At 67.3% G+C, this 25,062-nt stretch carries 20 protein-coding genes; 14 read left to right on the plus strand and 6 right to left on the minus strand.

Going from position 1 to position 25,062, the window contains the following annotated elements:
* The first annotated feature begins 6 nt into the window (after nt 1-6).
* The 6 genes from BLQ70_RS00185 (at nt 7) to BLQ70_RS00210 (ending at nt 7,634) form a co-directional block, all read left to right on the plus strand.
* Nucleotides 7-1,383, plus strand: a complete 1,377-nt coding sequence (locus BLQ70_RS00185; protein ID WP_091855350.1) for an aspartate aminotransferase family protein — start codon at nt 7-9, stop codon at nt 1,381-1,383.
* A 292-nt stretch (nt 1,384-1,675) separates the two neighbouring features.
* Nucleotides 1,676-2,392: an HAD-IA family hydrolase gene (locus BLQ70_RS00190; RefSeq protein ID WP_091855351.1), complete on the plus strand. Its 717-nt coding sequence runs from the start codon at nt 1,676-1,678 to the stop codon at nt 2,390-2,392.
* A 64-nt stretch (nt 2,393-2,456) separates the two neighbouring features.
* Nucleotides 2,457-4,070: an ABC transporter substrate-binding protein gene (locus tag BLQ70_RS00195; RefSeq protein ID WP_091856110.1), complete on the plus strand. Its 1,614-nt coding sequence runs from the start codon at nt 2,457-2,459 to the stop codon at nt 4,068-4,070.
* An 89-nt stretch (nt 4,071-4,159) separates the two neighbouring features.
* On the plus strand, nt 4,160-5,110 hold the full coding sequence (locus tag BLQ70_RS00200) for an ABC transporter permease (RefSeq protein ID WP_091855352.1): 951 nt from the start codon (nt 4,160-4,162) through the stop codon (nt 5,108-5,110).
* A 2-nt stretch (nt 5,111-5,112) separates the two neighbouring features.
* Nucleotides 5,113-5,967 (plus strand): ABC transporter permease, encoded by an 855-nt coding sequence (locus tag BLQ70_RS00205; RefSeq protein WP_091855353.1) that lies wholly within the window; start codon nt 5,113-5,115, stop codon nt 5,965-5,967.
* Nucleotides 5,967-7,634, plus strand: coding sequence for an ABC transporter ATP-binding protein (locus tag BLQ70_RS00210; protein ID WP_091855354.1), 1,668 nt, complete (start codon nt 5,967-5,969; stop codon nt 7,632-7,634). The genes BLQ70_RS00205 and BLQ70_RS00210 overlap by 1 nt, the downstream gene beginning before the upstream one ends.
* Before the next feature lie 7 nt (nt 7,635-7,641).
* Here BLQ70_RS00210 and BLQ70_RS00215 read toward each other — a convergent pair whose 3' ends face one another.
* Complete coding sequence (locus BLQ70_RS00215; RefSeq protein WP_061963519.1) at nt 7,642-8,136, minus strand: Lrp/AsnC family transcriptional regulator; 495 nt, start codon at nt 8,134-8,136, stop codon at nt 7,642-7,644.
* A 249-nt stretch (nt 8,137-8,385) separates the two neighbouring features.
* Here BLQ70_RS00215 and BLQ70_RS00220 point away from each other — a divergent pair, with 249 nt between their 5' ends.
* From BLQ70_RS00220 to BLQ70_RS00245, 6 genes are all read left to right on the plus strand, one after another.
* Complete coding sequence (locus tag BLQ70_RS00220) at nt 8,386-9,711, plus strand: NAD(P)/FAD-dependent oxidoreductase (RefSeq protein WP_091855355.1); 1,326 nt, start codon at nt 8,386-8,388, stop codon at nt 9,709-9,711.
* A 146-nt stretch (nt 9,712-9,857) separates the two neighbouring features.
* Entirely contained in the window at nt 9,858-10,604 is a 747-nt protein-coding gene (locus tag BLQ70_RS00225; RefSeq protein WP_061963523.1) for an ABC transporter substrate-binding protein, read from the plus strand.
* Nucleotides 10,605-10,623: 19 nt separating this feature from the next.
* Nucleotides 10,624-11,280 (plus strand): amino acid ABC transporter permease, encoded by a 657-nt coding sequence (locus BLQ70_RS00230; RefSeq protein ID WP_061963525.1) that lies wholly within the window; start codon nt 10,624-10,626, stop codon nt 11,278-11,280.
* A gap of 2 nt (nt 11,281-11,282) precedes the next feature.
* Nucleotides 11,283-12,011: an amino acid ABC transporter ATP-binding protein gene (locus BLQ70_RS00235; protein WP_061965425.1), complete on the plus strand. Its 729-nt coding sequence runs from the start codon at nt 11,283-11,285 to the stop codon at nt 12,009-12,011.
* Nucleotides 12,012-12,021: 10 nt separating this feature from the next.
* On the plus strand, nt 12,022-13,332 hold the full coding sequence (locus BLQ70_RS00240) for an NAD(P)/FAD-dependent oxidoreductase (protein ID WP_091855356.1): 1,311 nt from the start codon (nt 12,022-12,024) through the stop codon (nt 13,330-13,332).
* A gap of 88 nt (nt 13,333-13,420) precedes the next feature.
* Nucleotides 13,421-14,320 carry a LysR family transcriptional regulator gene (locus BLQ70_RS00245; RefSeq protein ID WP_091855357.1) on the plus strand — a complete coding sequence of 300 codons (900 nt, stop codon included), beginning with the start codon at nt 13,421-13,423 and terminating at the stop codon, nt 14,318-14,320.
* A 10-nt stretch (nt 14,321-14,330) separates the two neighbouring features.
* Here the strand turns inward: BLQ70_RS00245 and BLQ70_RS00250 are convergent, their stop codons facing one another.
* From BLQ70_RS00250 to BLQ70_RS00265, 4 genes are read right to left on the minus strand one after another with little or no spacing between them, the layout of a single operon-like run.
* Entirely contained in the window at nt 14,331-15,713 is a 1,383-nt protein-coding gene (locus tag BLQ70_RS00250; RefSeq protein ID WP_091855358.1) for an FAD/NAD(P)-dependent oxidoreductase, read from the minus strand.
* Nucleotides 15,710-16,021 carry a (2Fe-2S)-binding protein gene (locus BLQ70_RS00255; RefSeq protein WP_091855359.1) on the minus strand — a complete coding sequence of 104 codons (312 nt, stop codon included), beginning with the start codon at nt 16,019-16,021 and terminating at the stop codon, nt 15,710-15,712. Before BLQ70_RS00255 ends, BLQ70_RS00250 begins: the two co-directional genes overlap by 4 nt.
* A 2-nt stretch (nt 16,022-16,023) precedes the next feature.
* A complete protein-coding gene (locus tag BLQ70_RS00260) occupies nt 16,024-18,012 on the minus strand; it encodes a hydantoinase B/oxoprolinase family protein (RefSeq protein WP_091856111.1) in 1,989 nt (662 codons plus the stop codon).
* A gap of 5 nt (nt 18,013-18,017) precedes the next feature.
* The gene (locus BLQ70_RS00265; protein WP_091855360.1) at nt 18,018-20,081 is read right to left on the minus strand and encodes a hydantoinase/oxoprolinase family protein; all 2,064 of its coding nucleotides are present in this window, start codon (nt 20,079-20,081) and stop codon (nt 18,018-18,020) included.
* A 183-nt stretch (nt 20,082-20,264) separates the two neighbouring features.
* Between BLQ70_RS00265 and BLQ70_RS00270 the strand changes: the two genes are divergently transcribed.
* Nucleotides 20,265-21,407 (plus strand): NAD(P)/FAD-dependent oxidoreductase, encoded by a 1,143-nt coding sequence (locus tag BLQ70_RS00270; protein WP_091855361.1) that lies wholly within the window; start codon nt 20,265-20,267, stop codon nt 21,405-21,407.
* A 13-nt stretch (nt 21,408-21,420) separates the two neighbouring features.
* Here BLQ70_RS00270 and BLQ70_RS00275 read toward each other — a convergent pair whose 3' ends face one another.
* The gene (locus tag BLQ70_RS00275; RefSeq protein ID WP_244511848.1) at nt 21,421-23,475 is read right to left on the minus strand and encodes an NADH:flavin oxidoreductase; all 2,055 of its coding nucleotides are present in this window, start codon (nt 23,473-23,475) and stop codon (nt 21,421-21,423) included.
* 165 nt (nt 23,476-23,640) lie between these two features.
* On the opposite strand from BLQ70_RS00275, the gene BLQ70_RS00280 reads away from it, so the two are divergent.
* Nucleotides 23,641-24,582 (plus strand): LysR substrate-binding domain-containing protein, encoded by a 942-nt coding sequence (locus BLQ70_RS00280; RefSeq protein ID WP_091855362.1) that lies wholly within the window; start codon nt 23,641-23,643, stop codon nt 24,580-24,582.
* Nucleotides 24,583-25,062 lie beyond the last annotated feature (480 nt).

The raw sequence follows: 25,062 nt of genomic DNA on the forward strand, positions 1-25,062 counted from the left end.
ACCGCCATGTTGAGCAATTCCCTGATCGAACTCGATCGCGAACACTGGATTCATCCGGTCGCCTCCTATCGCGGCCATGAGAAGGCCGGGGTTCGCGTGCTGCGCTCGGCGAAAGGCGCGACCATCACGGATGCCTCCGGCAAGCAGCTCATCGACGGATTCGCCGGGCTGTGGTGCGTGAACGCCGGCTACGGGCATGACAGCATCGTCGAGGCGGCTGCGAACCAGATGCGCGAGCTGGCCTATGCGACGGGCTATTTCGGCCTCGGCTCCGAGCCCGCGATCCGGCTGGCGGCCGAGCTCGCCGAGCGTTCGCCGGGCGATCTCAACCGCGTCTACTTCACGCTCGGCGGCTCGGACGCCATCGACAGCACGGTCCGCTTCATCCGCTACTATCAGCAGGCGCGCGGCAAGCCGCAGAAGGACCAGTTCATCTCGATCGAACAGGGCTATCACGGTTCGTCGACCGTTGGCGCCGGCCTCACCGCCCTGCCCGTCTTCCATGCCGGCTTCGGCGTGCCCTATGACTGGCAGCATAAAATTCCGTCGCATTACACCTACCGCAACCCGGCGGGCTCTACGCCGGACGCCGTCATCGCCGCGTCGCTGGCGGCGCTCAGGGCCAAGGTCGAGGCCGTGGGCGGCGCCGAGCGGGTCGCAGCCTTCTATTGCGAGCCGATCCAGGGCTCCGGCGGCGTGCTCGTTCCGCCGCCCGGCTGGGTCAAGGCGATGCGCGAGCTCTGCCGCGAGCTCGACATCCTCTTCGTCGCCGACGAGGTCATCACCGGCTTCGGGCGCACCGGCCCGCTCTTCGCCTGCGAGGACGAGGACATCGTTCCCGACCTGATGACCGTCGCGAAGGGACTGACCTCCGGCTATGTGCCGATGGGCGCCGTGCTGATGTCGCAGAAGGTCTACGCGGTCATCGCGGACGGAGCGGGCGCGGCGGCGGTGGGCCATGGCTACACCTACTCGGCTCATCCGGTCAGCGCCGCAGTCGGCCTCGAGGTGCTGCGCCTTTACGACAACGGCCTGCTCGACAATGGCCGCAAGGCCGGCGCGCGCCTGATGGCCGGGCTGGCAAGCCTCGGCGATCATCCCCTCGTCGGCGAGGTGCGCGGCCGCGGCATGCTGGCCGCCGTCGAACTCGTGACCGACAAGGCGAGGAAGACGCCGCTGCCGGCCACTTCCGCGCCGGCCCAGCGCATCTTCGACCGCGCCTGGGACAAGGGTCTGGTGATCCGGGCCTTCGGCAACGGTGTGCTGGGCTACGCGCCGCCGCTGTGCTGCACCGACAGCGAGATCGACGCGATCGTCGAACGGACCCGTGCGACGCTCGACGAGACGCTGGCCGACCCGGATGTGCGCGCCGCGATGGCGTGACCGCCAGGTCCATCACGTCATCGGGAGCGGACGCAGCTTCTCCTCGCGCCCGCTTCCGCAACAGCCGATATTCCGCGAACTCCGCGAATTCGGAATTTTGTGCCGCCCGGTTTTCGACATTCGGTGAATCCGGCGAGCCAGCGGTGGGAAACTCATTCACGGCCGGCGCAGAGCGGCCGGGGAACAGAACGCAACCGTCGCGACCAGCGACCGAGCAACCCCGAGGCGACGCGACCGCGCTCGCCGACGATCACGGATCCCCGCACGCAAAAGCGGGAGAAGCGGAGAAGCGATGGCTAAGGGTTTCGGCGACTTCCGCTACATGACCTTCGACGTCGTGGGCACGCTGATCGATTTCGAGGGCGGCCTTGTCGGCAGCCTCGAAGCCATCGCCCGCGAGGCCGGGGTTCCCTTCGACGGCGAGGAGGCACTGAACCTCTACCGCGCCGCCCGCTATATGCCGGATGTCCAGCACTTCCCCGACGATCTCGTCCGGGTCTACGGCGTGATCGCGCCGAAGCTCGGCCTGCCGGCAGGCGAGAGCCATGCGCAGCGCCTGCGGGACGCCGTCAAGGACTGGCGCCCGTTCCCGGACAGCACTGATGCCCTCGCCCGGCTGGCGAAGCGCTACAAGCTGATCGCGATGACAAATGCCCAGCGTTGGGCTTTCGAGCACTTCTCCCGGGCCCTCGGCAACCCGTTCCATGCCGGCTTCACCGTCGACGACACCGGCACCGAGAAGCCGGACCCGGCCTTCTTCGAGCAGGTCTTCGCCTTCGTCGAGAAGGAGGGCGGCTCGCGCGAGCAGATCCTGCATGTCGCGCAGAGCCAGTATCACGACATCGGAATCTCCCGGAAGCTCGGCCTGACCAATTGCTGGATCCAGCGGCGCCACGCGCAAGCCGGCTATGGCGGCACGATCGAACCTGAACGCTTCACCGAGCCTGACTTCCACTTCACCTCGATGGGCGCGCTCGCCGATGCCGTCGAGAGCCGTCTGGTGGCTTGAAGGAACCCGCAACGAAGAAGACCAACGCCGGCGCAACGGCGCAAATCAGAAGAGGGGAATGAGCATGACCGACAAGATTTCTTCCAGCTGGACGAGCGCCGACGACGCCATCGTCGAGAATGCGATCCGCCGCGGCGCCAGCCGCCGCGACCTCCTGCAGATGCTAATGGCCGGCGGCCTTGCCGCTTCCGCCAGCAGCCTCGTGCTGGCGCGCGCCACCTCCGCGCTCGCCGCCACGCCGGTCAAGGGCGGCAACCTGAAGGCGGCCGGCTGGTCGTCCTCGACCGCCGACACGCTCGACCCCGCCAAGGCCTCGCTGTCGACGGACTATGTCCGCTGCTGCGCCTTCTACAACCGCCTGACCTTCCTGGACGGCGACGGCAAGCTGCAGATGGAGCTCGCCGACAAGTTCGAGACCAAGGACGCCAAGGTCTGGACCGTCACGCTCAAGAAGGGCGTCACCTTCCATGACGGCAAGCCGCTGACCTCGGCCGACGTCATCTACTCGCTGAAGCGCCATCTCGACCCCGCCGTCGGCTCGAAGTCGAACTCGCTCGCCAAGCAGATGACCGAGTTCAAGGCGGTCGACCCGCTGACCGTCGAGATCACGCTCGCGGCGCCGAACGGCGACCTGCCGACCATCCTGTCGACACACCACTTCATGATCATCGCCGACGGGACCACGAATTTTGCCAAGGCGAACGGCACCGGTGCCTTCACCTGCGAAAGCTTCGAGCCCGGCGTGCGCTCGATCGCCGCCCGGAACAAGAACTACTTCAAGTCCGGCGGGGCGAACCTCGATTCCTTCGAGTTCTTCGCGATCACCGACGACACGGCGCGCGTCAACGCGCTGCTCTCCGGCGATATCCATATGGCCGCCGCGATCAATCCGCGCTCGATGCGCCTGGTCGAGAGCCAGCCGAACGTCGTCTTGTCGAAGACCACGACCGGCAACTACACGAACCTCAACATGCGGCTGGACATGGCGCCCGGCAACAAGGCGGATTTCGTGGCCGGCATGAAATACCTGCTCAACCGCGAGCAGATCCAGAAATCGGCTTTGCGCGGCCTGGCCGAGATCGCCAACGACCAGCCCGTTCCGCCGATGAACGTCTATCACAACAAGGATTTGAAGCCGAAGGCGTTCGATCCCGAGCGGGCCAAGTCGCTGTTCCAGAAGGCCGGCGTGCTCGGCCAGTCGATCCCGATCGTCGCCTCGGACGCCGCCGGCTCGTCGGTCGACATGGCCGTGCTCGTCCAGCAGGCCGGCAATGCGATCGGCATGAAGTTCGACATCCAGCGCGTTCCCTCGGATGGCTACTGGTCGAACTACTGGCTGAAGGCCCCGGTCCATTTCGGCAACATCAACCCGCGGCCGACGCCGGACATCCTGTTCTCGCTGCTCTACGCCTCCACCGCGCCGTGGAACGAGAGCCAGTACAAGTCCGAGAAGTTCGACAAGATGCTGCTGGAGGCGCGCGGCTCGCTCGACGAGGCCAAGCGCAAGCAGATCTACGGCGAGATGCAGGTGATGGTCGCCGACGAGGCCGGCACCGCGATCCCGGTCTACATCTCGAATGTCGATGCCATCTCGAACAAGCTCAAGGGCCTGCTCCCGAACCCGCTCGGCGGGATGATGGGCTACGCCTTCGCCGAGTACGTCTGGCTCGAAGGCTAAAGCCCTTTTTCTCCTGCGGGCCGGGCGCGTGCGCCCGGCCCCCTTTTCGTGTCACACTCCACCTGGAGGTGTCAGCTGCGGGAGCGTCGATGAACCTTCACCTGTTGTCCCTGCTGGGCGGACGGCTGCTCGTCGCGCTGCTGACGCTGCTGATCGTCTCGTTCGTGGTGTTCTGCGCCACCCAGATCCTGCCCGGCGACGTGGCGGAGGTGCTGCTCGGCCAGGCGGCGACGCCGGAGGCCGTGGCTGGCCTTCGCACGGCGATGCATCTCAACGACCCGGCCATCATACGCTTCTTCCGCTGGCTCGGTGGAATGCTGACCGGCGATCTCGGCATATCCTACGCCAATAACCGGCCGATCGCGGAGCTCATCGCCGGGCGGCTCGGCAATTCGCTCCAGCTCGCGGCCGCGACCGCCCTCTTCTCGGTGCCGATCGCGCTTGCGCTCGGGATCACCTCCGCCATGCTGCGCGGCACGCTCTATGATCGCTCGGTCACGATGGCGACGATCACGGTGATCTCGGTGCCGGAATTCATGATCGCCACGGCGGGCGTGCTGATCTTCGCCGTCTGGCTGAAATGGCTGCCGGCGCTGTCCTTCGCGCGTGACGTCCACTCCTTCGGCGAGATGCTGCGCATCTATGCGATGCCGGTGTTCACGCTGAGCTTCGTCATCTCCGCGCAGATGATCCGGATGTCGCGTGCCGCCGTCGTCGAAACCCTCGACACGCCCTATGTCGAGATGGCGCAGCTCAAGGGCGCCTCCCGCACGCGGGTCGTGCTGCGCCATGCGCTGCCCAACGCGCTCGGCCCGATCGTCAACGCGGTGGCGCTGTCGCTCTCCTATCTGCTCGGCGGCGTCATCATCGTCGAGACGATCTTCAACTATCCCGGCATCGCCAAGCTGATGGTCGATGCCGTGGCCACGCGGGACCTGCCGCTGATCCAGAGCTGCGCCATGATCTTCTGCGTCGTCTACCTGCTGCTGATCACGACGGCGGACGTCATCGCCATCTTGTCGAACCCGAAATTGCGCTGACCATGGCAACCGACGCCACCACCACGATCTTCAAGCCGCGCCGGGCGGGATATCGGTTCAACCTCACGGGCTGGATCAGCCTCGTCATCATCCTTGCCTGGGCTGCGATCGCGATCCTTGCGCCCTACGTGACGCCCTACGGCATCAGCGACATCGTCGACACCGACTATTTCGGCCCGATGAGCCTGCAGTTCCCGCTTGGGACGGACTATCTCGGCCGCGACATGCTCTCGCGCATCCTGTTCGGCGCGCGCTACACCGTTGGCATCTCGCTGGCGGCGACGCTGATCGCCTGCTCGATCGGCGTCACGCTCGGCATGGCCGCTGCCGTCAGCGGCGGCTGGTTCGACACGGTGCTGAGCCGCTTCATCGATGCGCTCAGCTCGATTCCCAGCAAGCTGTTCGCTCTCGTTGCCGTTGCCGGCGTCGGTTCCTCGATCCCCGTCCTGATGCTGATCCTCGGCATCATCTACACGCCGGGCTCCTATCGCTTCGCGCGGGCGCTCGCGGTCAACGTCAACACCACGGATTTCGTCACCGTGGCGCGCATCCGCGGCGAGAAGCTGAGCTACCTGATCCGCGCGGAGATCCTCCCCAACATCATCGGGCCGGTACTCGCCGATGTCGGCTTGCGCTTCGTCTTCATCGTGCTGCTCTTGTCCGGCCTGTCCTTCCTCGGGCTCGGCGTACAGCCGCCGGAGGCCGACTGGGGCTCGCTGGTACGCGAGAATATCGGCGGCCTGCCCTTCGGTGCGCCGGCCGTGATGGCCCCCTCCTTCGCCATCGCCAGCCTGACGATCGCGGTCAACCTGCTGATCGACAACCTGCCGCAGAAAATCCGCGACCGGAGCGAATGATGAGCCCTCTCGTGGAAATCCGGGACCTCAAGGTCGAGGCGACCACCGATGCCGGCCGGCGCGTCGAGATCATCAAGGGCCTGAGCTTCGAGATCGCGCCGGGCGAGATCGTCGCGCTGATCGGCGAGAGCGGCTCGGGCAAGACCACGATCGCGTTGACCCTGCTCGGCTATACGCGGACCGGCTGCCGTATTGCCGGCGGCACCGTCAGCGTCGACGGGCGCGATATGGCCAACCTGCCCGAGAAGGATCGGGCGAAAATCCGCGGCGTCACGGTCTCCTATGTGCCGCAGAGCGCGGCCGCCGCCTTCAATCCGGCGCAGCGGATCATGGACCAGGTGATCGAGATCACCCGCATCCACGAACTGATGCCCCGCGCCGAAGCCGAAGCCAAGGCGGTGGACCTGTTCCGCGCGCTGTCCCTGCCTTCGCCGGAGACGATCGGCACCCGCTACCCGCACCAGGTGTCCGGCGGCCAGCTCCAGCGCCTGTCCGCGGCCATGGCCCTGATCGGCGACCCGAAGGTGGTGATCTTCGACGAGCCGACGACCGCGCTCGACGTCACCACGCAGATCGAGGTTCTGCGCGCCTTCAAATCCGTGATGCGCCAGGGCCGGATGGCCGGCGTCTACGTCTCGCACGACCTGGCGGTCGTCGCCCAGATCGCCGACCGCATCGTCGTGCTGAAGGGCGGCGTCATCCAGGAAATCGGCGCCACGGCCCAGATCCTCTCGGCGCCGAAACATCCCTATACCCAGGAATTGCTCGCAGCCTTCGCTCCGCCCGGGCGCGTGCCCGTGCAAGTCGCAAGCCCCAACGGCACGGCGCCACGGCCCGTCCTGGAGCTTGCGTCCATCAGTGCCGGCTACGGCAAGCCGCGCGCTGACGGAACGCCGCTGATCCTGGCGGTCGACAAGGTCAGCTTCAAGCTGGAACGCGGGCGCAATCTCGGCATCATCGGCGAATCCGGCTGCGGCAAGTCCACGCTCGCGCGATCGATCGCCGGCATCATCCCGCCCTCCTCCGGAACGATCTCCTTCGACGGCAAGCCGATGGCGCCGCGGGCGCAGGACCGGAGCGCCGATGAATTGCGCAAGCTCCAGATCGTGTTCCAGTCGGCCGATACGGCGCTCAATCCGGCCAAGCCGATCGAGGATATCCTCGGCCGGCCCCTCACCTTCTACCACGGCCTGCGTGGCGCCGCCCGCGACGCGCGCATCGACCGGCTGCTCGAGCTGGTGCATCTGCCCCGCGCCCTGAAGCACCGGCTGCCGAGCGAATTGTCGGGCGGGCAGAAGCAGCGCGTGAACCTGGCCCGCGCGCTCGCCGCGGACCCCGAGCTGATTCTCTGCGACGAGATCACCTCCGCGCTCGACACGGTGGTCGCCGCCGCCATCATCGAACTGCTGAAGGACCTGCAGCGCGAGCTCGGCCTGTCCTATCTCTTCATCAGCCACGACCTCACGACGGTGCAGGCGATCTGCGACGAGGTCGCGGTCATGTATCGTGGCGTGAAGGTCGAGCAGCTGCCTGCGGACCAGGTCGGCAGCACCACCGGCCACCCCTATTCGCGCCTGCTGATGTCGTCCGTGCCCAAGCTCGACCCGGCCTGGCTCGACAAGCTCGAACGCGACCCGGAACTCGTCGCGGCCTTCGCGAAACGCTGAGGCCGTCTCAGGTCGCGACCGTGGCCGTGACCGGAAACAGGCTGGTCAACGGCATATGCGGCTTCACGATCGGCGATTTCAGCACGACGAAGCTGAAATACTTGTCGATGCCGATATCGAGGTCGATCAGCCGCTCCATCAGGGTCTGGTATTCGATGATGCCGCTGGTGACGAACTTCACGAGATAGTCGTAACCGCCCGAGACCAGATGGCATTCGATCACCTGATCGAGCTTCTCGATGGCGGCCAGGAAGCGGGCGAAGTCGATCTGCCGGTGGTTCTTCAGCGTCACCTCGGTGAAGACGGTCAGGGTCTGGCCGAGCTTGCCGACGTTGATGCGGGCGGAATAGCCGGTGATGTAGCCGTCCTGCTGCAGCTTCTTGACGCGCATCAGGCAGGGGCTCGGCGACAGGTTCACCAGCTCGGCCAGCTCGACATTGGTGATCCGGCCGTTCTTCTGCAGCTCGTAGAGGATCTTGATATCGATCTGGTCAAGCTTCATGCGGGCCTCGTCGGGCTTGGCGCTGCCGGGGCGGCGCGCCCGCCGGCTCTTCGACGGACCATGCCGCAAACCGGCACATGCGGCAATCCGGCAGCAGATAATGCCGCACTTAAAAAACAGGCGCGCAGGGGGCTTGCCCGATATTCATCGCGAAATCGGGCGATCAAAGCGAAGGAAATGCCGTGCCGGCGCGATCTGCGGTGCACGGACAGTTTCGCCGCCGGCTAGTCTCCTGGCAAGGAGACCGTGATGCCGGCGCCACTGTTCGAGATCGAAACCAGCCCCGCTTTGCCCGAGAGTGCTGATGTCGTCGTCATCGGTGGCGGCATCGTCGGCACCTGCGCCGCCTATTATCTCGCACGGCGCGGCGTGAAGGTCGCGCTCATCGAGAAGGGCCGGATCGGCGCCGAGCAGTCGAGCCGCAACTGGGGCTGGTGCCGGCAGCAGAACCGCGACGCGCGCGAACTGCCGATGGCGACCGAAAGCCTGACACTCTGGGATCGCTTCGCCGGGGAGATCGGACAAGATCTCGGCTTCCGTCGCTGTGGCCTGCTCTATCTGAGCGATGACGACGCACAGCTCGCCAGTTGGGCGAAATGGCGCGATTTCGCCCGCGGCGAGGGTGTCGTCACCAACATGCTCTCGCCGGAGGAAGCCGCGAACCGCGGCAGCGCGACCGGGAAGCGCTGGAAGGGCGGCGTGTTCTCGCCGACGGATGGCACGGCCGACCCTGCCCGGGCCGCACCGGTGATCGCGCGCGGCATCCTCAAGGCCGGCGGGACCGTGCATCAGTTCTGCGCGGCGCGCGGCATCGAGACGGCGGGCGGGCGCGTCTCGGGCGTCGTGACGGAGAAGGGCACGATCCGCACCGCGACCGTGATCCACGCTGGCGGTGCCTGGGCGTCCTCGTTCCTCAACCAATATGGCATCCGCTTCCCGCAATCCTCTGTCAGATCGTCGATTCTATCGGTCGCGCCCGGCGCGACCGGCCTCCCGGACGCTCTGCATACGGCGGCGGTCTCGGTGACCCGGCGCAGCGATGGCGGCTACACGCTGGCGATCAGCGGCGGGGCCCGCGTCGACCCGACGCCGCAGCAATTGCGCTTCGCCCGCCAGTTCGTGCCGATGTTCCTGCGGCGCTGGCGCAACCTGGCCATCGGTGGGCTGGACGGCTGGAAGGCCGGCCATGAGACGCTTGCGCGCTGGAAGCTCGATGCGCCGACGCCGATGGAGGCCAACCGCATCCTCGATCCGAGGCCCGATCCGCGCCAGATCGCCGAAACCCATAAGCGGGCGCAGCGTCTGCTGCCCGCCCTGAAGGCCGTGCCGGTCGCGGCGCGCTGGGCTGGCTATATCGACTCGACGCCGGACGGCGTGCCGGCCATCGGAGAGCTCACGGGCCTGCCGGGCTTCATCCTCGCAGCCGGGTTCAGCGGCCACGGCTTCGGCATCGGTCCCGGCGCCGGCCACATGATCGCGGATATCGTGACCGGTGCGAAGCCGATCGTCGATCCGGCGCCCTATCGGCCGGAGCGACTGGAGGGCTCGGCCTTCGGCAAGGTGGCGGAGTTCTAGACCGGCGGAACGATACACGCCCGGACCGCATAAGCCCGGCTTATGGGCCCGGAAAAAATCCGTCTTTTCGCTCGCTGCGCCGGGCACGGATGCTGCATGGGCCGGTTCGGAAAGACGAGCGAATTCGAAGCAAAAAGGGGAATGGGATGATCGGGTTCAGGACAACGGTCGCGGCGCTCGCCATGATGGCCGCCGCGGCGACCGCCCAGGCACAGACGGTCTACAAGGTCGGTTCGACACCGACGGGCACGCCGTTCACCTTCCTCGACGCCAAGACGAACACCATCCAGGGGATGATGGTCGACGTGATCGAGGAGATCGGCAAGGACGCCGGTTTCAAGGTCGAGATCCAGCCGATGCAGTTCTCGACCCTGATCGCCTCGCTGACCTCCGGCAAGATCGATATCATTTCCGCCGCCATGTACGGCTCGCCGGAGCGCGCCAAGGTCGTCGACTTCAGCGAGGACGTCTACGCTTATGGCGAGGGTCTCGTGGTCAAGTCGGACGACTCCAAGGATTATGCCGGCTTCGCGGATCTCAAGGGCAAGAAGGTCGGCGGCCAGATCGGCACACGCTATATCGACGCCCTCAAGGCCTCGGGCGCGCCAGCCGAGGTCGGTGCCTATGACAGCCTGCCCGACATCCTGCGCGACGTCTCCAACGGCCGGCTCGATGCCGGCATCGGCGACTATCCGATCCTGGCCTACAACCTTGCGCAGGGGCGCTTCCCGCAACTGCGGCTGGTCAAGTCCTACAAGCCCTCGGTGCCGGGACCGATCAACATCGCCGTCAAGCAGGGCAATGCCGAGCTGCTGGGGAAGATCAACACCAGCCTCGCGAACATGAAGAAGGACGGCCGCTTCGAGACGATCCTGAAAAAGTGGGGTCTCTGAGCGCGCCATCCATCCAGTCATGACGCATTTTCTCAGCCAGGTTCCGACATACCTGCCGATCCTGATGCAGGGTGTCTACCTCACGCTGCTGGTCACGCTCGGCGCCTTCGTCCTCGCGACGGCGCTGGGCCTGGTCTGGGCCTTCATGCGGGTGAGCGGCATCGCGCCGCTCGCCTGGACGGCGCGCACGATCATCGTCATCGTGCGCGGCATCCCGGGTATCGTCACCCTCTTCTACATCTATTTCGTGCTGCCGGATCTCGGCCTGTCGCTGACGGCCGTCCAGGCCGCCATCATCGGCCTCGGCATCGCCTATTCGCCCTATATGGCCGAAGTCTTCCGCTCCGGCATCGAGGCGATCGACCGCGGCCAGACGGAAGCAGCGCTTTCGATCGGCATGGGCTGGGGCCTGCTGATGCGGCGCGTCGTGCTGCCCCAGGCGATCCGCGTGGCGCTGCCGCCCTATGGCAGCACCATGGTCATGCTGCTCAAGGATTCCTCGCTCGCCTCGACGATCACCGTCGCGGAGCTTTCTCTGCAGGGCAAGCTGCTGGCATCCTCCACCTTCGAGAACACCACGATCTTCACGATGGTCGCCCTGATCTACCTCGCGATGAGCCTGCCGCTCACCGCCTTCAACGGCTGGCTCGAACGCCGCCTGAGGCAGGCCCGATGAGCATCATCGAACTGCGCAATATCAGAAAATCCTTCGGCACGGTCGAGGTCATCCACGATGTCTCCTTCTCGGTCGAGAAGGGCGAGGTGGTCTGCATCATCGGACCGTCCGGTTCCGGCAAGTCGACCCTCCTGCGCTGCATCAACGGCCTAGAGACCTATCAGGGCGGCTCGATCGCGGTACACGGGCAACGGGTCGACACAGGATCCTCCGCCATCCGGCAGTTGCGGACCCGCGTCGCCATGGTGTTCCAGCGCTTCAACCTGTTTCCACACCGGACAGCACTGGAAAATGTCGCGGAAGGCCCGATCTTCGTGAAGAAGGAGCCGCGCGAGGAGGTGCTGAAGCGCTCGCGGGATCTGCTCACCCGTGTCGGGCTCGGCGCCAAGATCGACGCCTATCCCGCCCAGCTCTCCGGTGGCCAGCAGCAGCGCGTCGCGATCGCGCGTGCGCTCGGCATGAAGCCCGACGCGATCCTGTTCGACGAGCCGACATCGGCGCTCGATCCGGAGCTCGTCGGCGAGGTCCTCGCCGTCATGCGGTCGCTCGCCGACGAAGGCATGACGATGGTCGTCGTCACCCATGAGATGGGCTTTGCCCGCGAGGTCGCCGACCGCGTGCTGTTCCTCGATGGTGGCGTCCTCGTCGAAGAAGGGCCGCCCGACGAAGTTCTAAGCCGTCCGCAGAACCCGCGTACGCAGGATTTCCTGCGGCGCATCCTGCCTTCGTGAGGACATACGCATGGCTCGCCTGACCGGCCCGTTCTTCAGCGATGATGCGGTCGACACACCCTTTTGGTGGGATGCTGCGAAACCGGCAGCCCCGGCAGCGACCGAACTGCCGGCGCAGAGCGAAGTCGTGATCGTGGGGGCCGGCTTCACCGGGCTCAACGCCGCGCTGACGCTGGCCCGGGCCGGCAAGCAGGTCACCGTTCTGGATGCGGAAGCTCCCGGCTGGGGCGCCTCCTCCCGCAATGGCGGCATGCTCGGCCCGGGCTGGGCCACCTTCGACACCGCGATGGCCTATGGGCCGGACAAGGCGCGTGCCATCGTCGAGGAAAGCTTCCTCGCCTTGCAGCACGTCAAGGATGTGGTGGCCCGCGAAGCCATCGCCTGCGACCTTGCGGTGGTCGGCTATTTCCGGGGCGCGATGACGCCGCGCCTCTACGACGCGATGGGGCGCAATCTCGACCGCATCCGGCAGGTCATGCCCTGCGATGCCTATCTGGTCCCGCGGGCCGAGCAGCTGGGCGAGATCGGAACCGAGCTCTATCATGGCGGCCTTGCCATGCCCGGCTATGCCGGCCTGCACCCGGCCCGCTATGTCGCCGGCCTTGCCGAGGCCGCACGCCGCCTCGGCGTGCAGATCATCGGCGGTGCCCGCGTCACGGCCATCGCATCGCAGGCCGGTGGGTTCGGCCTCTCCGTCGGCGGGCGGACGATCACGGCGAAGCAACTCCTGGTCGCGACCAACGGCTATACCGGAGCGCTCCTGCCCTTCCTGCAGCGGCGGATCATTCCGATCCGCAGCGCGCTGATCGCGACCGGACAGCTACCGGCCGAGGTGATGGATCGCCTCATGCCGAAGCGGCGCATGCTGGCGGGCAGCCAGCGCGTCGTGACCTATTACCGCCCCTCGCCCGACGGGACCCGGATTCTCTTCGGCGGGCGCGTGCTCAAGGTGACCGGCGAGAATGTCGGCCATGCCAATGCTACCCATCTGCGCAAGCAGATGCTGCAGGTCTTCCCCGAGCTGGAACGGACGCCGATCACGCATTACTGGCACGGCCAGACCGGCTTCACCTTCGACAAGCTGCCCCATCTCGGCGAGCAGGAGGGCATCTTCTACGCCTGCGGCTACAATGGCACCGGCATCGCGCGGGCGAGCTGGTTCGGCCACAAGATCGCGCAGCGCATGCTCGGCAGCACGGATGCGCCCAGCGCCTATGCCGACCTGCCCTTCAGCAGCCGGCCGCTCTATTACGGCAAGCCATGGTTCCTGCCGCTCGCCGTGCTCTTCTACGAAATGCGCGATCGCTGGGACCAGCGATAACCCGGGAGGCCAGCCCAGCGGCGGTTGAGACTGGACATCCGCGTCGACGGCGGCGATGTCTGCGCTATCGCCGTTGATGGGACGACAGATGCGGGCGCGCCAACTCGAAGTCTTCTGCACGCTGATGCGCTGCGGCACGGTGACCGGCGCGGCCGCGATGCTGAACATCTCGCAGCCGGCCCTGAGCCAGATCCTGCTCCATGCCGAGGACCAGCTCGGCTTCAAGCTGTTCAACCGCGTGCGCGGCCGGCTGGTGCCGACGCAGGAGGCCGAGGAGCTCTACTCCCAGGCCGAGCACATCTTCGGCGAGCTCGATGCGCTCCGGCGCCGGACGATCGACATGCGGCACGGCCGCACCGGCCTCGTCCGGCTCGCCGCCTCAGCGCCGCCCTCCATGTCGATCGTGCCCCGCGCCCTGACTGCCTTCAGGGAGGAGCATCCCGAGATCGTGGTGCGCTCGCTGATCGCCTCGCAGACGGCCATCGTCGAAATGCTGCGCAATGGCGAGGTGTCGCTCGGCATCGCCATGAACAACCTGCCTCATGCCGGCATCCATGCCGAGACGGTGGGGCGCGCCACGCTGGTCTGCGTCGTCTCGGCCGAGCATCGGCTGGCGGGGCTGGACTGCGTCCGTTTCGCCGATATCAGCGACGAGACCCTAATCTCCTATCGCGCCGACACCTTGCCGGGCCGGCTGCTGGCAGCCTCGGCCGAAGCCGAGGACTTCGCCTATGCACCGGCGATCGAGATCGATCTGTCGATCACGGCCCTGCCCTATGTGCGCGACGGGCTGGGCATCGCCATCGTCGACAGCCTCCTGCCCTGGGAGCAGTTCAACGGCGTCGTGACGCGGCCGTTCGAGCCCCGGATCGAGGTGCCGATCGCGATCCTGACCAGCAATGACCGGCCGCTCTCGGCCAGCCATGAATTGATGCGCGATTGCCTGCGTGCCGCCTGCCGGGACCTCGGCCGGCCCGGCAACGCCTGAATACGCCGCTCTACCCCTCGACAACCGCATCCTGAAGCAAGGCTGCGACCGGAACCGGCCTCACCGGGGCCTGACCGCGCAGCCGGCCCGCCGCTGCGACACAACCATGGCCCGCGCTGCCGGCGACGATCTCCGCCGCGGCGATCTCGCAATAGCGTCCCTGGCAGCGCCCCATGCCGACACGCCCCAGCGATTTCGCGCGATTGACCTCGCCGCCGCCGAAATCGACGGTCTTGCGCAATTCGCCGGCCGTCACGCCTTCGCACCGGCAGATCACCGTCTCATCAGGCAATCCCGCCGCCGCCTCGGCCGGCCAGGGAAAGGCCTCGGCGACGCCGCGCGCAAAGCGGCTCAATCGCGCGAGACGGCGCCTGTCGCCCGCCATGTCCGGTGCCGGCAAGCCGAGGTCCTGCAAGCATGCCGCGGCGGCCAGGCGTCCGGCGACCTCAGCCCCGTCGGCGCCGAGAATCCGGAGGCCGTCACCGGCGAGATAGACGCCCGGTACCGCCCGGCCGACCGCATCGGCCTTCGGCAGCCATTGCCGCCAGGTTTCGTCATAGGCGAAATCGCAGCCCGCCAGGTCCGCGAGGCGGGTCTCCGCCCGCAGATGCCAGCCCAGGCCGACCGCATCGCAGGCCGTGCGCTGCTCCCGGCCACGGGGGTCGCGCCAGAGCAAGGCAACCGGGCCACGCTCATCGGCCTCGATACGCTCCAGTTGGACACCGGCATGGTAGAGCCCGGCAAGGCGCCGGCGCATCATCAACCCGCGCAAGGCAAAGAGCGGCCTCGCCGACAGACCGGGAAAGCCGCGCAACTGCCGGCGCATGGGCGCCGTGTCCAGCACCGCCGCGATCTCTGCTCCGGCCTTCAGCAACTGCACCGCGAGCAGGGTCAAGAGCGGCCCCGACCCCGCCAGCACGAGGCGCCGCCCCAGCGCCGCCCCTTGCGCCTTCAAGGCGATCTGCATCGCGCCGAGCCCGTAGACGCCCGCATTCTGCCAGCCCGGCACGGGCATGACGCGATCCATCGCTCCGGTCGCGAGGATCAGCCGATCATAGGCGATCCAGCGCGAACCCGCCCCGTCGAGCACCTGCAACCGCCCGTCCGCGATGGCGACGACGGAGCTGCGTGGATGATGAGCGAGGCGGCCTGTCGCCGCCATGGCGTCGAAGGTCTCGTGCAGGGCGACCGCCTTCGCGGTCTCCGAGCCGTAGAGGGTCTCGGGCGGGCGCGTGAAACCTTGCGGCGGCCTGCGATAGATTTGGCCGCCCGCCCGCTCGCCCTCGTCGATGACAACGGGCTTCAGGCCTGCGGCGACCAATGTCTCGGCGGCGCGGATGCCGGCAGGTCCCGCGCCGACGACGACCACGCGCAGTTCGTCGGGACCGCTCATGGCCAATCGCCGGGAATGTCGGACAGGAGGCGCATGCCTTCAACCAGAGGCGTCGAGCAGGCCCGCAGCCGCGACCCATCCTCCTGCCAGATCCAGCAATCCTGGCAGGCGCCCATCAGGCAGAAGCCGGCGCGAGCCTCCGGGCCGAACTCCGAGCGGCGCAAAGCGGGCGCAACCGAGAGCACCGCGCTGAGTACGGTGTCGCCCGCCAAGGCGCGATGCTCGGCGCCATCGAGGACAAAGCGCAGCGGCGCGCGATCCGTTTCCGTCAGCCGAACCAGCCGCCCCATCGCCTCTCCTGCAGCCATGCTTATTCCGCCGCCTCGGCATAGGATAGCCGAGGCTGCGGCATCTCGGGAAACCGAACCCTGGCTGCGGCAAAGGCCTCATCCACACCCTGGGCACCGACCCTGCCGGTCATGCGGCGGAAGATCTCGGTCTTGGCGAAGAAGCGCCAATGGGTCGGCAGGCCGGCGAGGATCGCCGTCAGCCTGTCATAGGCGCCGGGCGTCCATTGCGCCTCGTAGCCCTCGCGCTCCGGGCCGAAGTGGAAATGGCCGGATACCGGCGAGCGGTCGGCGCGCCTTGCCTTCGTCGCTTCCTCGTCCAGGACTTCGCCTTGCATGACGACGCCGTAATCCCGCTCCGCCGCTTCCGGCGAAACATAGCCACGCACGACATCTTCCGCGACGCGCCAGGCCTCGCGGTCGAACGGGTGCCCCCGGCCACCGCCGCCGGCCGAGCGGATTTCCAGCACGTCGCCGGGCTGGAGGACGGCGGTATCGATATTGCCGAGCCGCCGCGCTTCCGGCTGCCCCGGATTGACCACCATGTCGGAGAGGCCCGCCGCCTTTCCGCCCAGCACGCCCCAAGGCCGGAAGAAGCTGCGGTCCCGGTTGCGGGCGGTGATGCGGCTGTCGGGCGCGAAGACGCGGAACGCCATTTCGGTGGCAAGGCCACCGCGCCAGCGCCCGGCGCCGCCGCTGTCCTGCGCCAGCCCGTATTTGACGAATTCCACCGGCGTCTCGGTCTCGGTGATCTCGATCGGCGTGTTCTTGAGATAGGCGGCATCTGCGCCGGAGCCGTTGGTGCCGTCGCGATGGGGCATGCCGCCGCCGCCGCCCACCACCGGGTTGACCGCGGCGATGACGGTCCGGCTGGTGCGCTCGTCGGTGGTCATCACGTTGACGATGCAATTGTTGCCGGCGGGCGCGGCCGGCAGCCGTTCCGGCACAGCCTGGGAGAACGCCCCGAAGATCACCGAGCGCAGCCGCGCACAGGTCAGCGAGCGCATGCCGACCGCAGCGGGGAAGACCGGGTTCAGGACCGTTCCCTCGGGCGCAATGCAGGTGAAGGGGCGCGTCAGCCCGGTATTGAGCAGGATCTTCGGATTCAGCGTGTAGAGCACGTAATAGACCCCGACCAGCAGGATCGTATGCCGGGGATTGCCGCCGCTCGGCACGTTGAGCGAGGAGCCGAGCTGCGGATCGGAGCCGGTGAAGTCCAGCACCGCCTCGTCGCCGCGAATGGTGAGCTTGAGCTTCAGGCGGCAGGGATTGGCCTCGACCGAGTCCTCGTCGGCGTAATCCGCGAACTCCCAGGTGCCGTCCGGCATGCCGCGCAGCACCTCGCGCGCCTGCGCCTCGGCATGGTCGAGCAGCGCGTCGACGCCTTCGAGGAAGGCCTCGCGGCCGAACTTCTCGATCATCGCCAGAACCTTGCGCTCGCCGGTGTTGAGCGCGCCGACCAGCGCCTTGATGTCGCCGATGTTGAGGTCCGGCTTGCGGACATTGGTCGTCATGATCCTGAGGATCTGCTCGTCGAAGACGCCTTCGTTGACGAGCTTCATCGGCGGGAAGCGGATGCCCTCCTGATGGATCTCGGTCAGCGCCCGCGAGAGCGAGGCCGGCACCGCGCCGCCCATATCGGTGTTGTGGATGTGGCCGCCGGTCCAGGCGACGATCTCGCCCTCGTGGAAGACCGGCTTCCAGAGATGGGTGTCGGGCGCGTGGGTGGCGACGAAGCAGGAATAGGGATCGTTGGTGAAGGCGACGTCGCCCGGCTTGTAGTCGTCGACCATCGCCAGCGCCGGCGCCCAGGACAGCCCGGGGTACCAGGTCGCGCCCAGCTCCATCGGCACGGCGAAGGTGTCGCCGCGCCGGCTGATCAGCATCACCGTGAAATCCTCCGTCTCCTTGACGAAGGCGGAATGGGCGGTGCGATGCAGCGTATGCGCCATGTTCTCGGCGGCGGCGCGCGCATGATTGGCGAGCACCTGAAGCTTCATCCGGTCGAACATCGGCATCACTCCGCGAAGGTCAGGTGCAGGTTGAGATGGCTGTCGATCCGCGCCGTCGCTCCGGCGGGGATGGCGACGGTGGTATCCTCCTGCGCGACGACGGCCGGCCCGGCAAAACGGCTGCCGGGTTTCAAGTCGGCCCTGCGATAGAGACCGACCGCCCTCCGGGCGCCGCCGGTATGGATCGTCAGCTCGCGCTCCGGTACGGCGACCGCATCGACCGCCTCGGCCTCCGGGAAAGCGAGAGCCGGGCCGGCGCCGATGGCGGAAAGGCGCAGGTTCACAATCTCGACGCGCCCATCCGGATCATCGAAATCGTAGATGCGCGCATGCGTGCGATGGAACTCGGCGGCAATCGCCGCCGGGTCGCCGGCTTCCAGCCAGGCCGGCAGCAAGGGGACCTCGATCTCGTAGCTCTGGCCGACATAGCGCATATCCGCCGAGAACCTGAGATCGGCGGGGCCGGCATGCCCCTGGGCCGCCAGCCAGTTGCGCCCATCCTGGATCATCACGGCCGCTGCCGCCTTCAGTTGCGGCAAAACCGCAGCCGAGAGTTCGGCGAAAAGCGTGCGGACGAAATCGCCGCGCAGATCGGCGACGAGGCCGCCCAGCGCGGAGACGACGCCCGGCCGGCGCGGCGCCAGCAACCTGTTCATGCCGAGTTCGCGGGCGAGGAAGGCACCGAGCATCGGGCCGCCGCCGCCGAAGGGCATCAGGGTGAAATCCTTCAGGTCGACGCCAGCCCGCGAGGACAGCTTCTCGACCTCGACGAACATCTCGGAAACGGCGATGTCGAGGATCGCCTGCGCCGTGTCCTCCAGCGGCCGCCCGAGCTTTTCGGCCAGCCGCCCGACGGCAGCGCGGGCAAGGCCCGCATCCATCTTCAACTGGCCATAGGCCATCTCGCTATGGCCGAGCCAGCCGCAGACCACCATCGCGTCGGTGACGGTCGCCTGCTCGCCGCCGCGGCCATAGCAGGCCGGCCCCGGCGTCGAGCCCGCCGATTCCGGTCCGACGCGCAGCACGCCCTGCCCATCGACCGAGGCGATCGAGCCGCCACCGATGCCGATCGAGCTCACCGAGACCGAGGGGATATAAAGCGGGAATTCGCCGATCATCTCGCCAGTGCCGTATTGGGGCTCGCCGTCGATGATCAGGGCGAAATCGGCCGAGGTGCCGCCGATATCGAGCGTCAGGACCCGCTTCTCGCCGGCCTGGCGCGCGAACCAGGTCGCCCCGATGACGCCCGAGGCGGTGCCCGAGAGCAGCATGGAGACGCAGGCGCGCTTGCCCTCGGCAGCGTTCATCACGCCACCGTTCGACTTGGTCAGGAGCGCGCGGGCCGGCACGCCACGATCCGCGAGCCGCTGTTCCAGCGCCGTCAGGTAGCCGGCGATGCGGGGGTGCACATAGGCGTTGAGGATCGCCGTCGTCGTCCGCTCGTATTCGCGGATGACCGGCCAGACCTCGGCCGAGGTGAAGACGAAGAGCTCCGGAGCCAGCCGGGCGATCGCGGCCTTGACCGCCTCCTCCTGCGCGCCGTCGCGCCAGGCGTGCAGGAAGGCGATGACGATGCCGACGGCTCCCCGCGCCTTCGCCGAAGCGACAGCGGCTGCGACCGCGTCGAGATCGGGCCTGACCGTCTCGCGCCCGTCAGAGCGCATCCGGGCCGGGATGCCGAACACCCTGTCGCGGGTGATGAGCTGCTCCGGGCGGCAGCAGAACAGCGAATAGGTCTCGGGCATGCGCAGCCGGGCCAGCTCGATCACATCTTCGAAGCCGGCATTGGTGAAGAGCGCAAGCGGCGCCCCCTTGCGCTGGATGATGGTGTTGACGCCCACAGTCGTGCCGTGGACGAAGCGGGTGACGGCGCGGGGATCGAGACCCTCACGCTCGGCCAGCAGCGACAGGCCGGTCATCAGCTCGGCGCCGGGATCGTCCGGCGTCGTCAGCACCTTCAGCGACGCAACCTGGCCCGAATGCGTTTCGAGCGCGCAGAAATCGATGAAGGTGCCGCCGATATCGACGCCGACCTTCCAGTCCGCACTCGGCACAGTTCCGCCGTCCATGTCTGCTCCTCTTGCTGGCGGCCGGAAGCTGGCACGGAAGCGGCGGCGTGGTCCAAGAGACATGCGGGGCAGGACCATAGGTTGGACTTATGGCCTGCCGGCCATCGCGTCTTTGACGGTTCCGTGCGCCCGCGTCAGGTTCGGTGGCGTGGACATTGCCGCCTTTGCGGCAAGAGGCTGGACATGGATGTGATCGTGCTCGGCGGCGGCCTGATGGGGACTGCCGCAACCTTCTTCCTGAGACGGCGCGGCCTGAAGGTCACGCTCATCGAACGCAACCGTGTCGGAACGGGCGCCACCGTCGCCTCCTTCGGCAATATCCGCCGCACCGGGCGCCATCTCACGCAATTGCCGCTGGCGCATCGCTCCCGCACACTCTGGGGCGAGGCGGAGCGCCTGCTCGGCCGCGACGTCGAATTCCGCTCCACCGGCCATCTCCGGCTAGTCTTCGAGGAGGACGCGCTGGTGGACATGCGCGCCTATGCCGATGCCGCCCGGCCCTGGGGACTAGAGCTGGAGGAGCTCGGCGCCAACGAGATCCGCGCGCGCTTTCCCGGCCTCGGCCCCGGAGCGATCGCGGCTTCCTTTTCCCCGCGTGACGGCTCCGGCAATCCGCGCCTGATCGCGCCGGCCTTCGCCGATGCGGCGCGGGGGCTCGGTGCGGAAATCGTCGAGGACTGCGAGGTCGGCCGCATCGAGAAGACCGAAGCCGGTTTCTGCGTTTCCACCTCGAAGGGCGTGTTCGAGGCCGGGAAGCTGCTCAACACCGCCGGAGCCTGGGGCGCGCGGATCGCCGCGCAATTCGGCGAGCCGGTTCCCCTCACCTCGCGCGGGCCGCAGATGGGCGTCACCGAGCCCTTGCCCCATCGCATCCTGCCGGTCGTCGGCATCTGGACCCGCCGACACGGAACCGACGCCTATTTCCGGCAGGTCGAGCGCGGCAACATCGTCTTCGGCGGCGCGGCCGAACGGGTCGATGTCAATCTCGATCCCGGCCATGCCAGGGCCGATCCGGCGCGGCTGCCGGCGCAGCTTCGCGCCCTGCGGCAATTGCTGCCGGCCCTGGACAAGGTCTCGGTGATCCGCACCTGGTCGGGCTGCGAAGGCTATCTCGCCGACATGCTGCCGGTCATGGGTCCATCGGGCACGACGCCTGGGCTGTTCCACGCCTTCGGCTTCAGCGGGCACGGCTTCCAGCTCGGTCCGGGCGTCGGCGACACGATGGCCGACCTGATCGCGACGGGCGCGACGGACATCCCGCTCCACGACTTCCGGATCGAGCGCTTCGCCAATGCGGAATGCGGCCGCAACCCCGCCGCGGCTTGATCCTGACGACCGCTCAGAGCTTCGAGCAGAGCCGGTAGGCTTCGTAGATCGCGGAATAGAGGTCCCGGCTCGAGACCGCGTCGCCGATGCGGTGCAGGAGGAAGCCTCCCGGCTCCGGTGCAGCCGCCTCCGCGCTGCCGAGCATGAAGGCGATATCGGTCACTCCGTCATTGGCGGAAAGATGCCGCAGGTCGTGGTAGATCTCGGCGGCCGGCAGCGTGCCGTATTCGACGACGACCTGGCTGGCCTCCACCCTGCTTTCGGCGCCGGTCAACTCGTTGCGGAACGTGGCCTGCAGCGCGTTGCCGCGGCGCTCGACCTTCTCCAGCCTGACATCGACGAGCGAGCGGATGCCGAGCTCGGCGAAGCGCTTCCGGAAGCTCGACTTGTCGATATAGGACATCTCGACGGCAAGCGCGTCGTCGGGCGTCGCGATGCAGACGGCCTTGCCCTGCCGGGCGAGCTGCAGCGCACAGGACGCCGCCGCCTGCCGGCCGGTGCCGTCATAGACGAGCACGTCGGCCTTGCCCGGCACCGTGCCGGTCAGCACATCCCAGACGCTGTCGCAGAGGTCCGAACCTTCGAACCAGTCGGTATCGGGAATGCCGCCGGTGGCGACGATCACGAGGTCCGGCATCTCGGCACGGACGGTGTCAGCCTCGGCATAGCAATTCGTCCGGACATCGACGCCAAGCCGTTCGAGTTCGGCGATGCGCCAATCGACGATGCCGATCAGGTCGCGGCGTTCCTCGGCAGCCGTAGCGACGAGCAACTGCCCGCCGAGCTTCGCCGCAGCCTCGAACAGCACGACCGAATGCCCCCGCTCGGCGCAGACGCGGGCAGCTTCGAGCCCGGCCGGTCCGCCGCCGACCACCACGGCCTTCAGGCGGCGCGAGGCCGGCGCGACCTCATGGCCGAGCACGGTTTCGCGGCCGCTGGCGGCGTTATGGATACAGTTGACCTTCTTGTAGAGACAGTACGAGGCGCCAACGCAGGGCCTGATGCGCTCCTCCTCCCCGCGCCTGATCTTCTCGACCAGATGCGGGTCGGCGATATGAGCGCGCGTCATGCCGACGAGGTCGACGACCCCCTCGCGGATCGTATGGCGCGCGGTCGCCACGTCGCGGATGCCGCCGGCATGGATCAAGGGCAGCTTCGTCTCGCGGCGGAACTGCGCCACCGAAGCGAGATAGGGCGCGTTGCGCTGGAATAGACCGGGCATGTTGTCCTCGGCCAGCGCGAGATCGGTATCCATGCGGCCATAGATGCAGTTGAAATAGTCGATATGGCCTTCGCGTTCGAAGATCCGGGCAAGCTCGAGGCAATCGTCGAAATCCGAACCATCTGCGACACCTTCGTCGATCACGAAGCGGATGCCGACGATCGCCTCGTCGCCGACGCGCTTGCGGATCGCCTCGTGGACCATGAGCCCGAAGCGCGCCCGATTTTCCGCCGAGCCGCCGAAACCATCCGTGCGCTTGTTGGTGCGCGGCGAGAGGAACTGGCCGATCAGATGGCCTCCGGTCACGGTCTCGACGCCGTCGAGCCCGCCCTGCAGGCAGCGCAGCGCCGCATCGGCATAGTCCCGGATGATCCGCGCGATATCCGCATCGTCCATCTCCTTGGGGAAATTGCGGTTGCGCGTTTCCCTGACGCGCGACGGCGCCAGCACCGGAAGCCAGTTCCAGCCATAGGAGGTGGCGCGGCGACCGAGATGCGACACCTGGCACATCACGGCGGCGCCATGGCCGTGAATGCACTCGGACAGCGCCGCCAGATGCGGAATGATGCGGTCACTGGAGAGATCGAGCTGGCCGCCACCCCAGCTGGAATCCGGCGAGGTCATGGCGGAGCCGCCGATCATCGTCATGGCGAGGCCGCCGCGGGCCTTTTCCTCGTGATAGCGCTGATAGCGTTCGAGCGGCAGGCCGCCTTCGTCCAGCATCGAGGCATGGCTGGTGCTGACGATGCGGTTGCGCAGCCGGAGGCTCTTGATCGCGAAGGGTTGAAGCAGGGGGTCGCCGGCGACAGCCGAACGACGATCTGCTGTGACGATGGCCTCGTTCACCGAATGATCCCTCTGTGGCCGAACCAGTATTGGTACAACGCCACCCCGCGGCCTCGACGATGCAGGAGGCGCCGGCCCGATCCCGGGCCCGTCGACGCCGATGATGACGATGTTCCTGGAACAGGAACAGATTGAAAAAGCCTGGGAGAAGCATACGCTCAGCGTATGGCTCAACTGTCCCGTCTCGTCCCGTCCGCACGCGGGCTTCTGGTCTTCGAAGCCGCGGCCCGGACCGGCAGCTTCACCGCCGCGGCAGCGGAATTCAACGTCAGCCAGCCTTCCGCCAGCCGCAGCGTCGCGGAACTGGAAGCCGCCATCGGAGCGAGGCTATTCGAGCGGCGCGCCCGTGGTCTCGCATTGACCGTGGACGGCAGCGACCTCTACGCCGTCGTCGGCGATACCGTCGGACGCATCGCGGAAACCATCGAGGCGATCCAGCGACGGCAGCACGGGACAAAGCCCATCGTCACGCTGTCGATGTCGAGCTCTTTCGTGGCCCATTGGCTGCTGCCACGCCTCGGCGAATTCCATGCCGCCTTCCCGCAGATCGATATCCGGTTCGATCTGATCCCGGGCGTCCTGCGCGGCGTGCCCGACAATGTCGACCTGGCGACACGCATCATCGCGGACGATGACCCGAACTACCATCGCTGGTCCTTTGCGCCCGAGATCGTCTTCCCGGTCTGCAGCCCCGCCTATCTCGACGCGCGCGGCAAGCTGGATCACCGGGGCGACGGCGCCGGGCATGTGTTTCTCTGGCTGAGCGACCACGCCACGCATGAATGGGCCAGGGAATGGGGCAATGTCGCCCATCGCAACGCCTCCAAAGGGGTCTGGCACGAGTTCACGGACTATTCCGTCATCCTCCAGGCGGCGCTGAACGGGGACGGCATCGCCCTGGGCTGGCTGAGCGTCGTGTCGAGCAGCCTGGTGAAGGGCACATTGGTGCCGGCTTCGGACCTCGTCATCCGGACCGGCCGGCACCACAGCCTGATCGCGCCCCGGTCGAGGCCCCTCAACCCGATCGTCGCCGAGGTCGCGCTCTGGCTTCGCAGCAATCTCGCCCGGGAACTCGCGGCGTTGGACGAGACCTTTCGCCCGCGCTGAGTTTGCCGGAATGCCGGGAGAACAACCTGCCTGTCGCCAGGGCGTGCGGCATCACGCCGATGGCCCAGCGCGGATGCAGGGCAACCTTGAGCCCGGCACGCCACGATGCCTTCAGAGGGATGCCGAAACCGTTGCGGGCGTTCTATTCGCGGCTGATCGAGGCGTAGCTAGAGGGCCTGCCATACGAGCTGATGGACAACGCCCCGATCTTCCGCACGAAGGGCTAGGCGCCGGCGCAGGAGGGCGGCAGGCCTCGCGCTCCTGCGGCATGCACGGAGAATCAGCTGCGCAAGAATTTCCGCGAGTTCCGTCCCATGGCGTTCGGCGAGGACGAAAGCTGCTCCTGACCGACCGAACGATGTGCGATCGCCGTCCTCCATCCCGGAAAGCGCAATGGAATCAGCAACAAGAGCACCGTCTGCAGTCATGCATGTCGGAAATCGTCGTCCTAAGAATCCAAACCAACCTGAAAGTGATGGT

Origin of the sequence: Allobosea robiniae (assembly GCF_900102525.1) — a bacterium.
Lineage (GTDB): Bacteria > Pseudomonadota > Alphaproteobacteria > Rhizobiales > Beijerinckiaceae > Allobosea > Allobosea robiniae.

Coding starts and splice junctions, on each gene's coding strand:
- BLQ70_RS00260 (WP_091856111.1), bottom strand. CDS start 18,012: ATGTTCGACCGGATGAAGCTTCAGGTGCTCGCCAATCATGCGCGCGCC.
- BLQ70_RS00200 (WP_091855352.1), top strand. CDS start 4,160: ATGAACCTTCACCTGTTGTCCCTGCTGGGCGGACGGCTGCTCGTCGCG.
- BLQ70_RS00185 (WP_091855350.1), top strand. CDS start 7: ATGTTGAGCAATTCCCTGATCGAACTCGATCGCGAACACTGGATTCAT.
- BLQ70_RS00190 (WP_091855351.1), top strand. CDS start 1,676: ATGGCTAAGGGTTTCGGCGACTTCCGCTACATGACCTTCGACGTCGTG.
- BLQ70_RS00225 (WP_061963523.1), top strand. CDS start 9,858: ATGATCGGGTTCAGGACAACGGTCGCGGCGCTCGCCATGATGGCCGCC.
- BLQ70_RS00210 (WP_091855354.1), top strand. CDS start 5,967: ATGAGCCCTCTCGTGGAAATCCGGGACCTCAAGGTCGAGGCGACCACC.
- BLQ70_RS00255 (WP_091855359.1), bottom strand. CDS start 16,021: ATGGCTGCAGGAGAGGCGATGGGGCGGCTGGTTCGGCTGACGGAAACG.
- BLQ70_RS00220 (WP_091855355.1), top strand. CDS start 8,386: ATGCCGGCGCCACTGTTCGAGATCGAAACCAGCCCCGCTTTGCCCGAG.
- BLQ70_RS00265 (WP_091855360.1), bottom strand. CDS start 20,081: ATGGACGGCGGAACTGTGCCGAGTGCGGACTGGAAGGTCGGCGTCGAT.
- BLQ70_RS00280 (WP_091855362.1), top strand. CDS start 23,641: ATGGCTCAACTGTCCCGTCTCGTCCCGTCCGCACGCGGGCTTCTGGTC.
- BLQ70_RS00230 (WP_061963525.1), top strand. CDS start 10,624: ATGACGCATTTTCTCAGCCAGGTTCCGACATACCTGCCGATCCTGATG.
- BLQ70_RS00195 (WP_091856110.1), top strand. CDS start 2,457: ATGACCGACAAGATTTCTTCCAGCTGGACGAGCGCCGACGACGCCATC.
- BLQ70_RS00245 (WP_091855357.1), top strand. CDS start 13,421: ATGCGGGCGCGCCAACTCGAAGTCTTCTGCACGCTGATGCGCTGCGGC.
- BLQ70_RS00240 (WP_091855356.1), top strand. CDS start 12,022: ATGGCTCGCCTGACCGGCCCGTTCTTCAGCGATGATGCGGTCGACACA.
- BLQ70_RS00250 (WP_091855358.1), bottom strand. CDS start 15,713: ATGAGCGGTCCCGACGAACTGCGCGTGGTCGTCGTCGGCGCGGGACCT.
- BLQ70_RS00215 (WP_061963519.1), bottom strand. CDS start 8,136: ATGAAGCTTGACCAGATCGATATCAAGATCCTCTACGAGCTGCAGAAG.
- BLQ70_RS00205 (WP_091855353.1), top strand. CDS start 5,113: ATGGCAACCGACGCCACCACCACGATCTTCAAGCCGCGCCGGGCGGGA.
- BLQ70_RS00270 (WP_091855361.1), top strand. CDS start 20,265: ATGGATGTGATCGTGCTCGGCGGCGGCCTGATGGGGACTGCCGCAACC.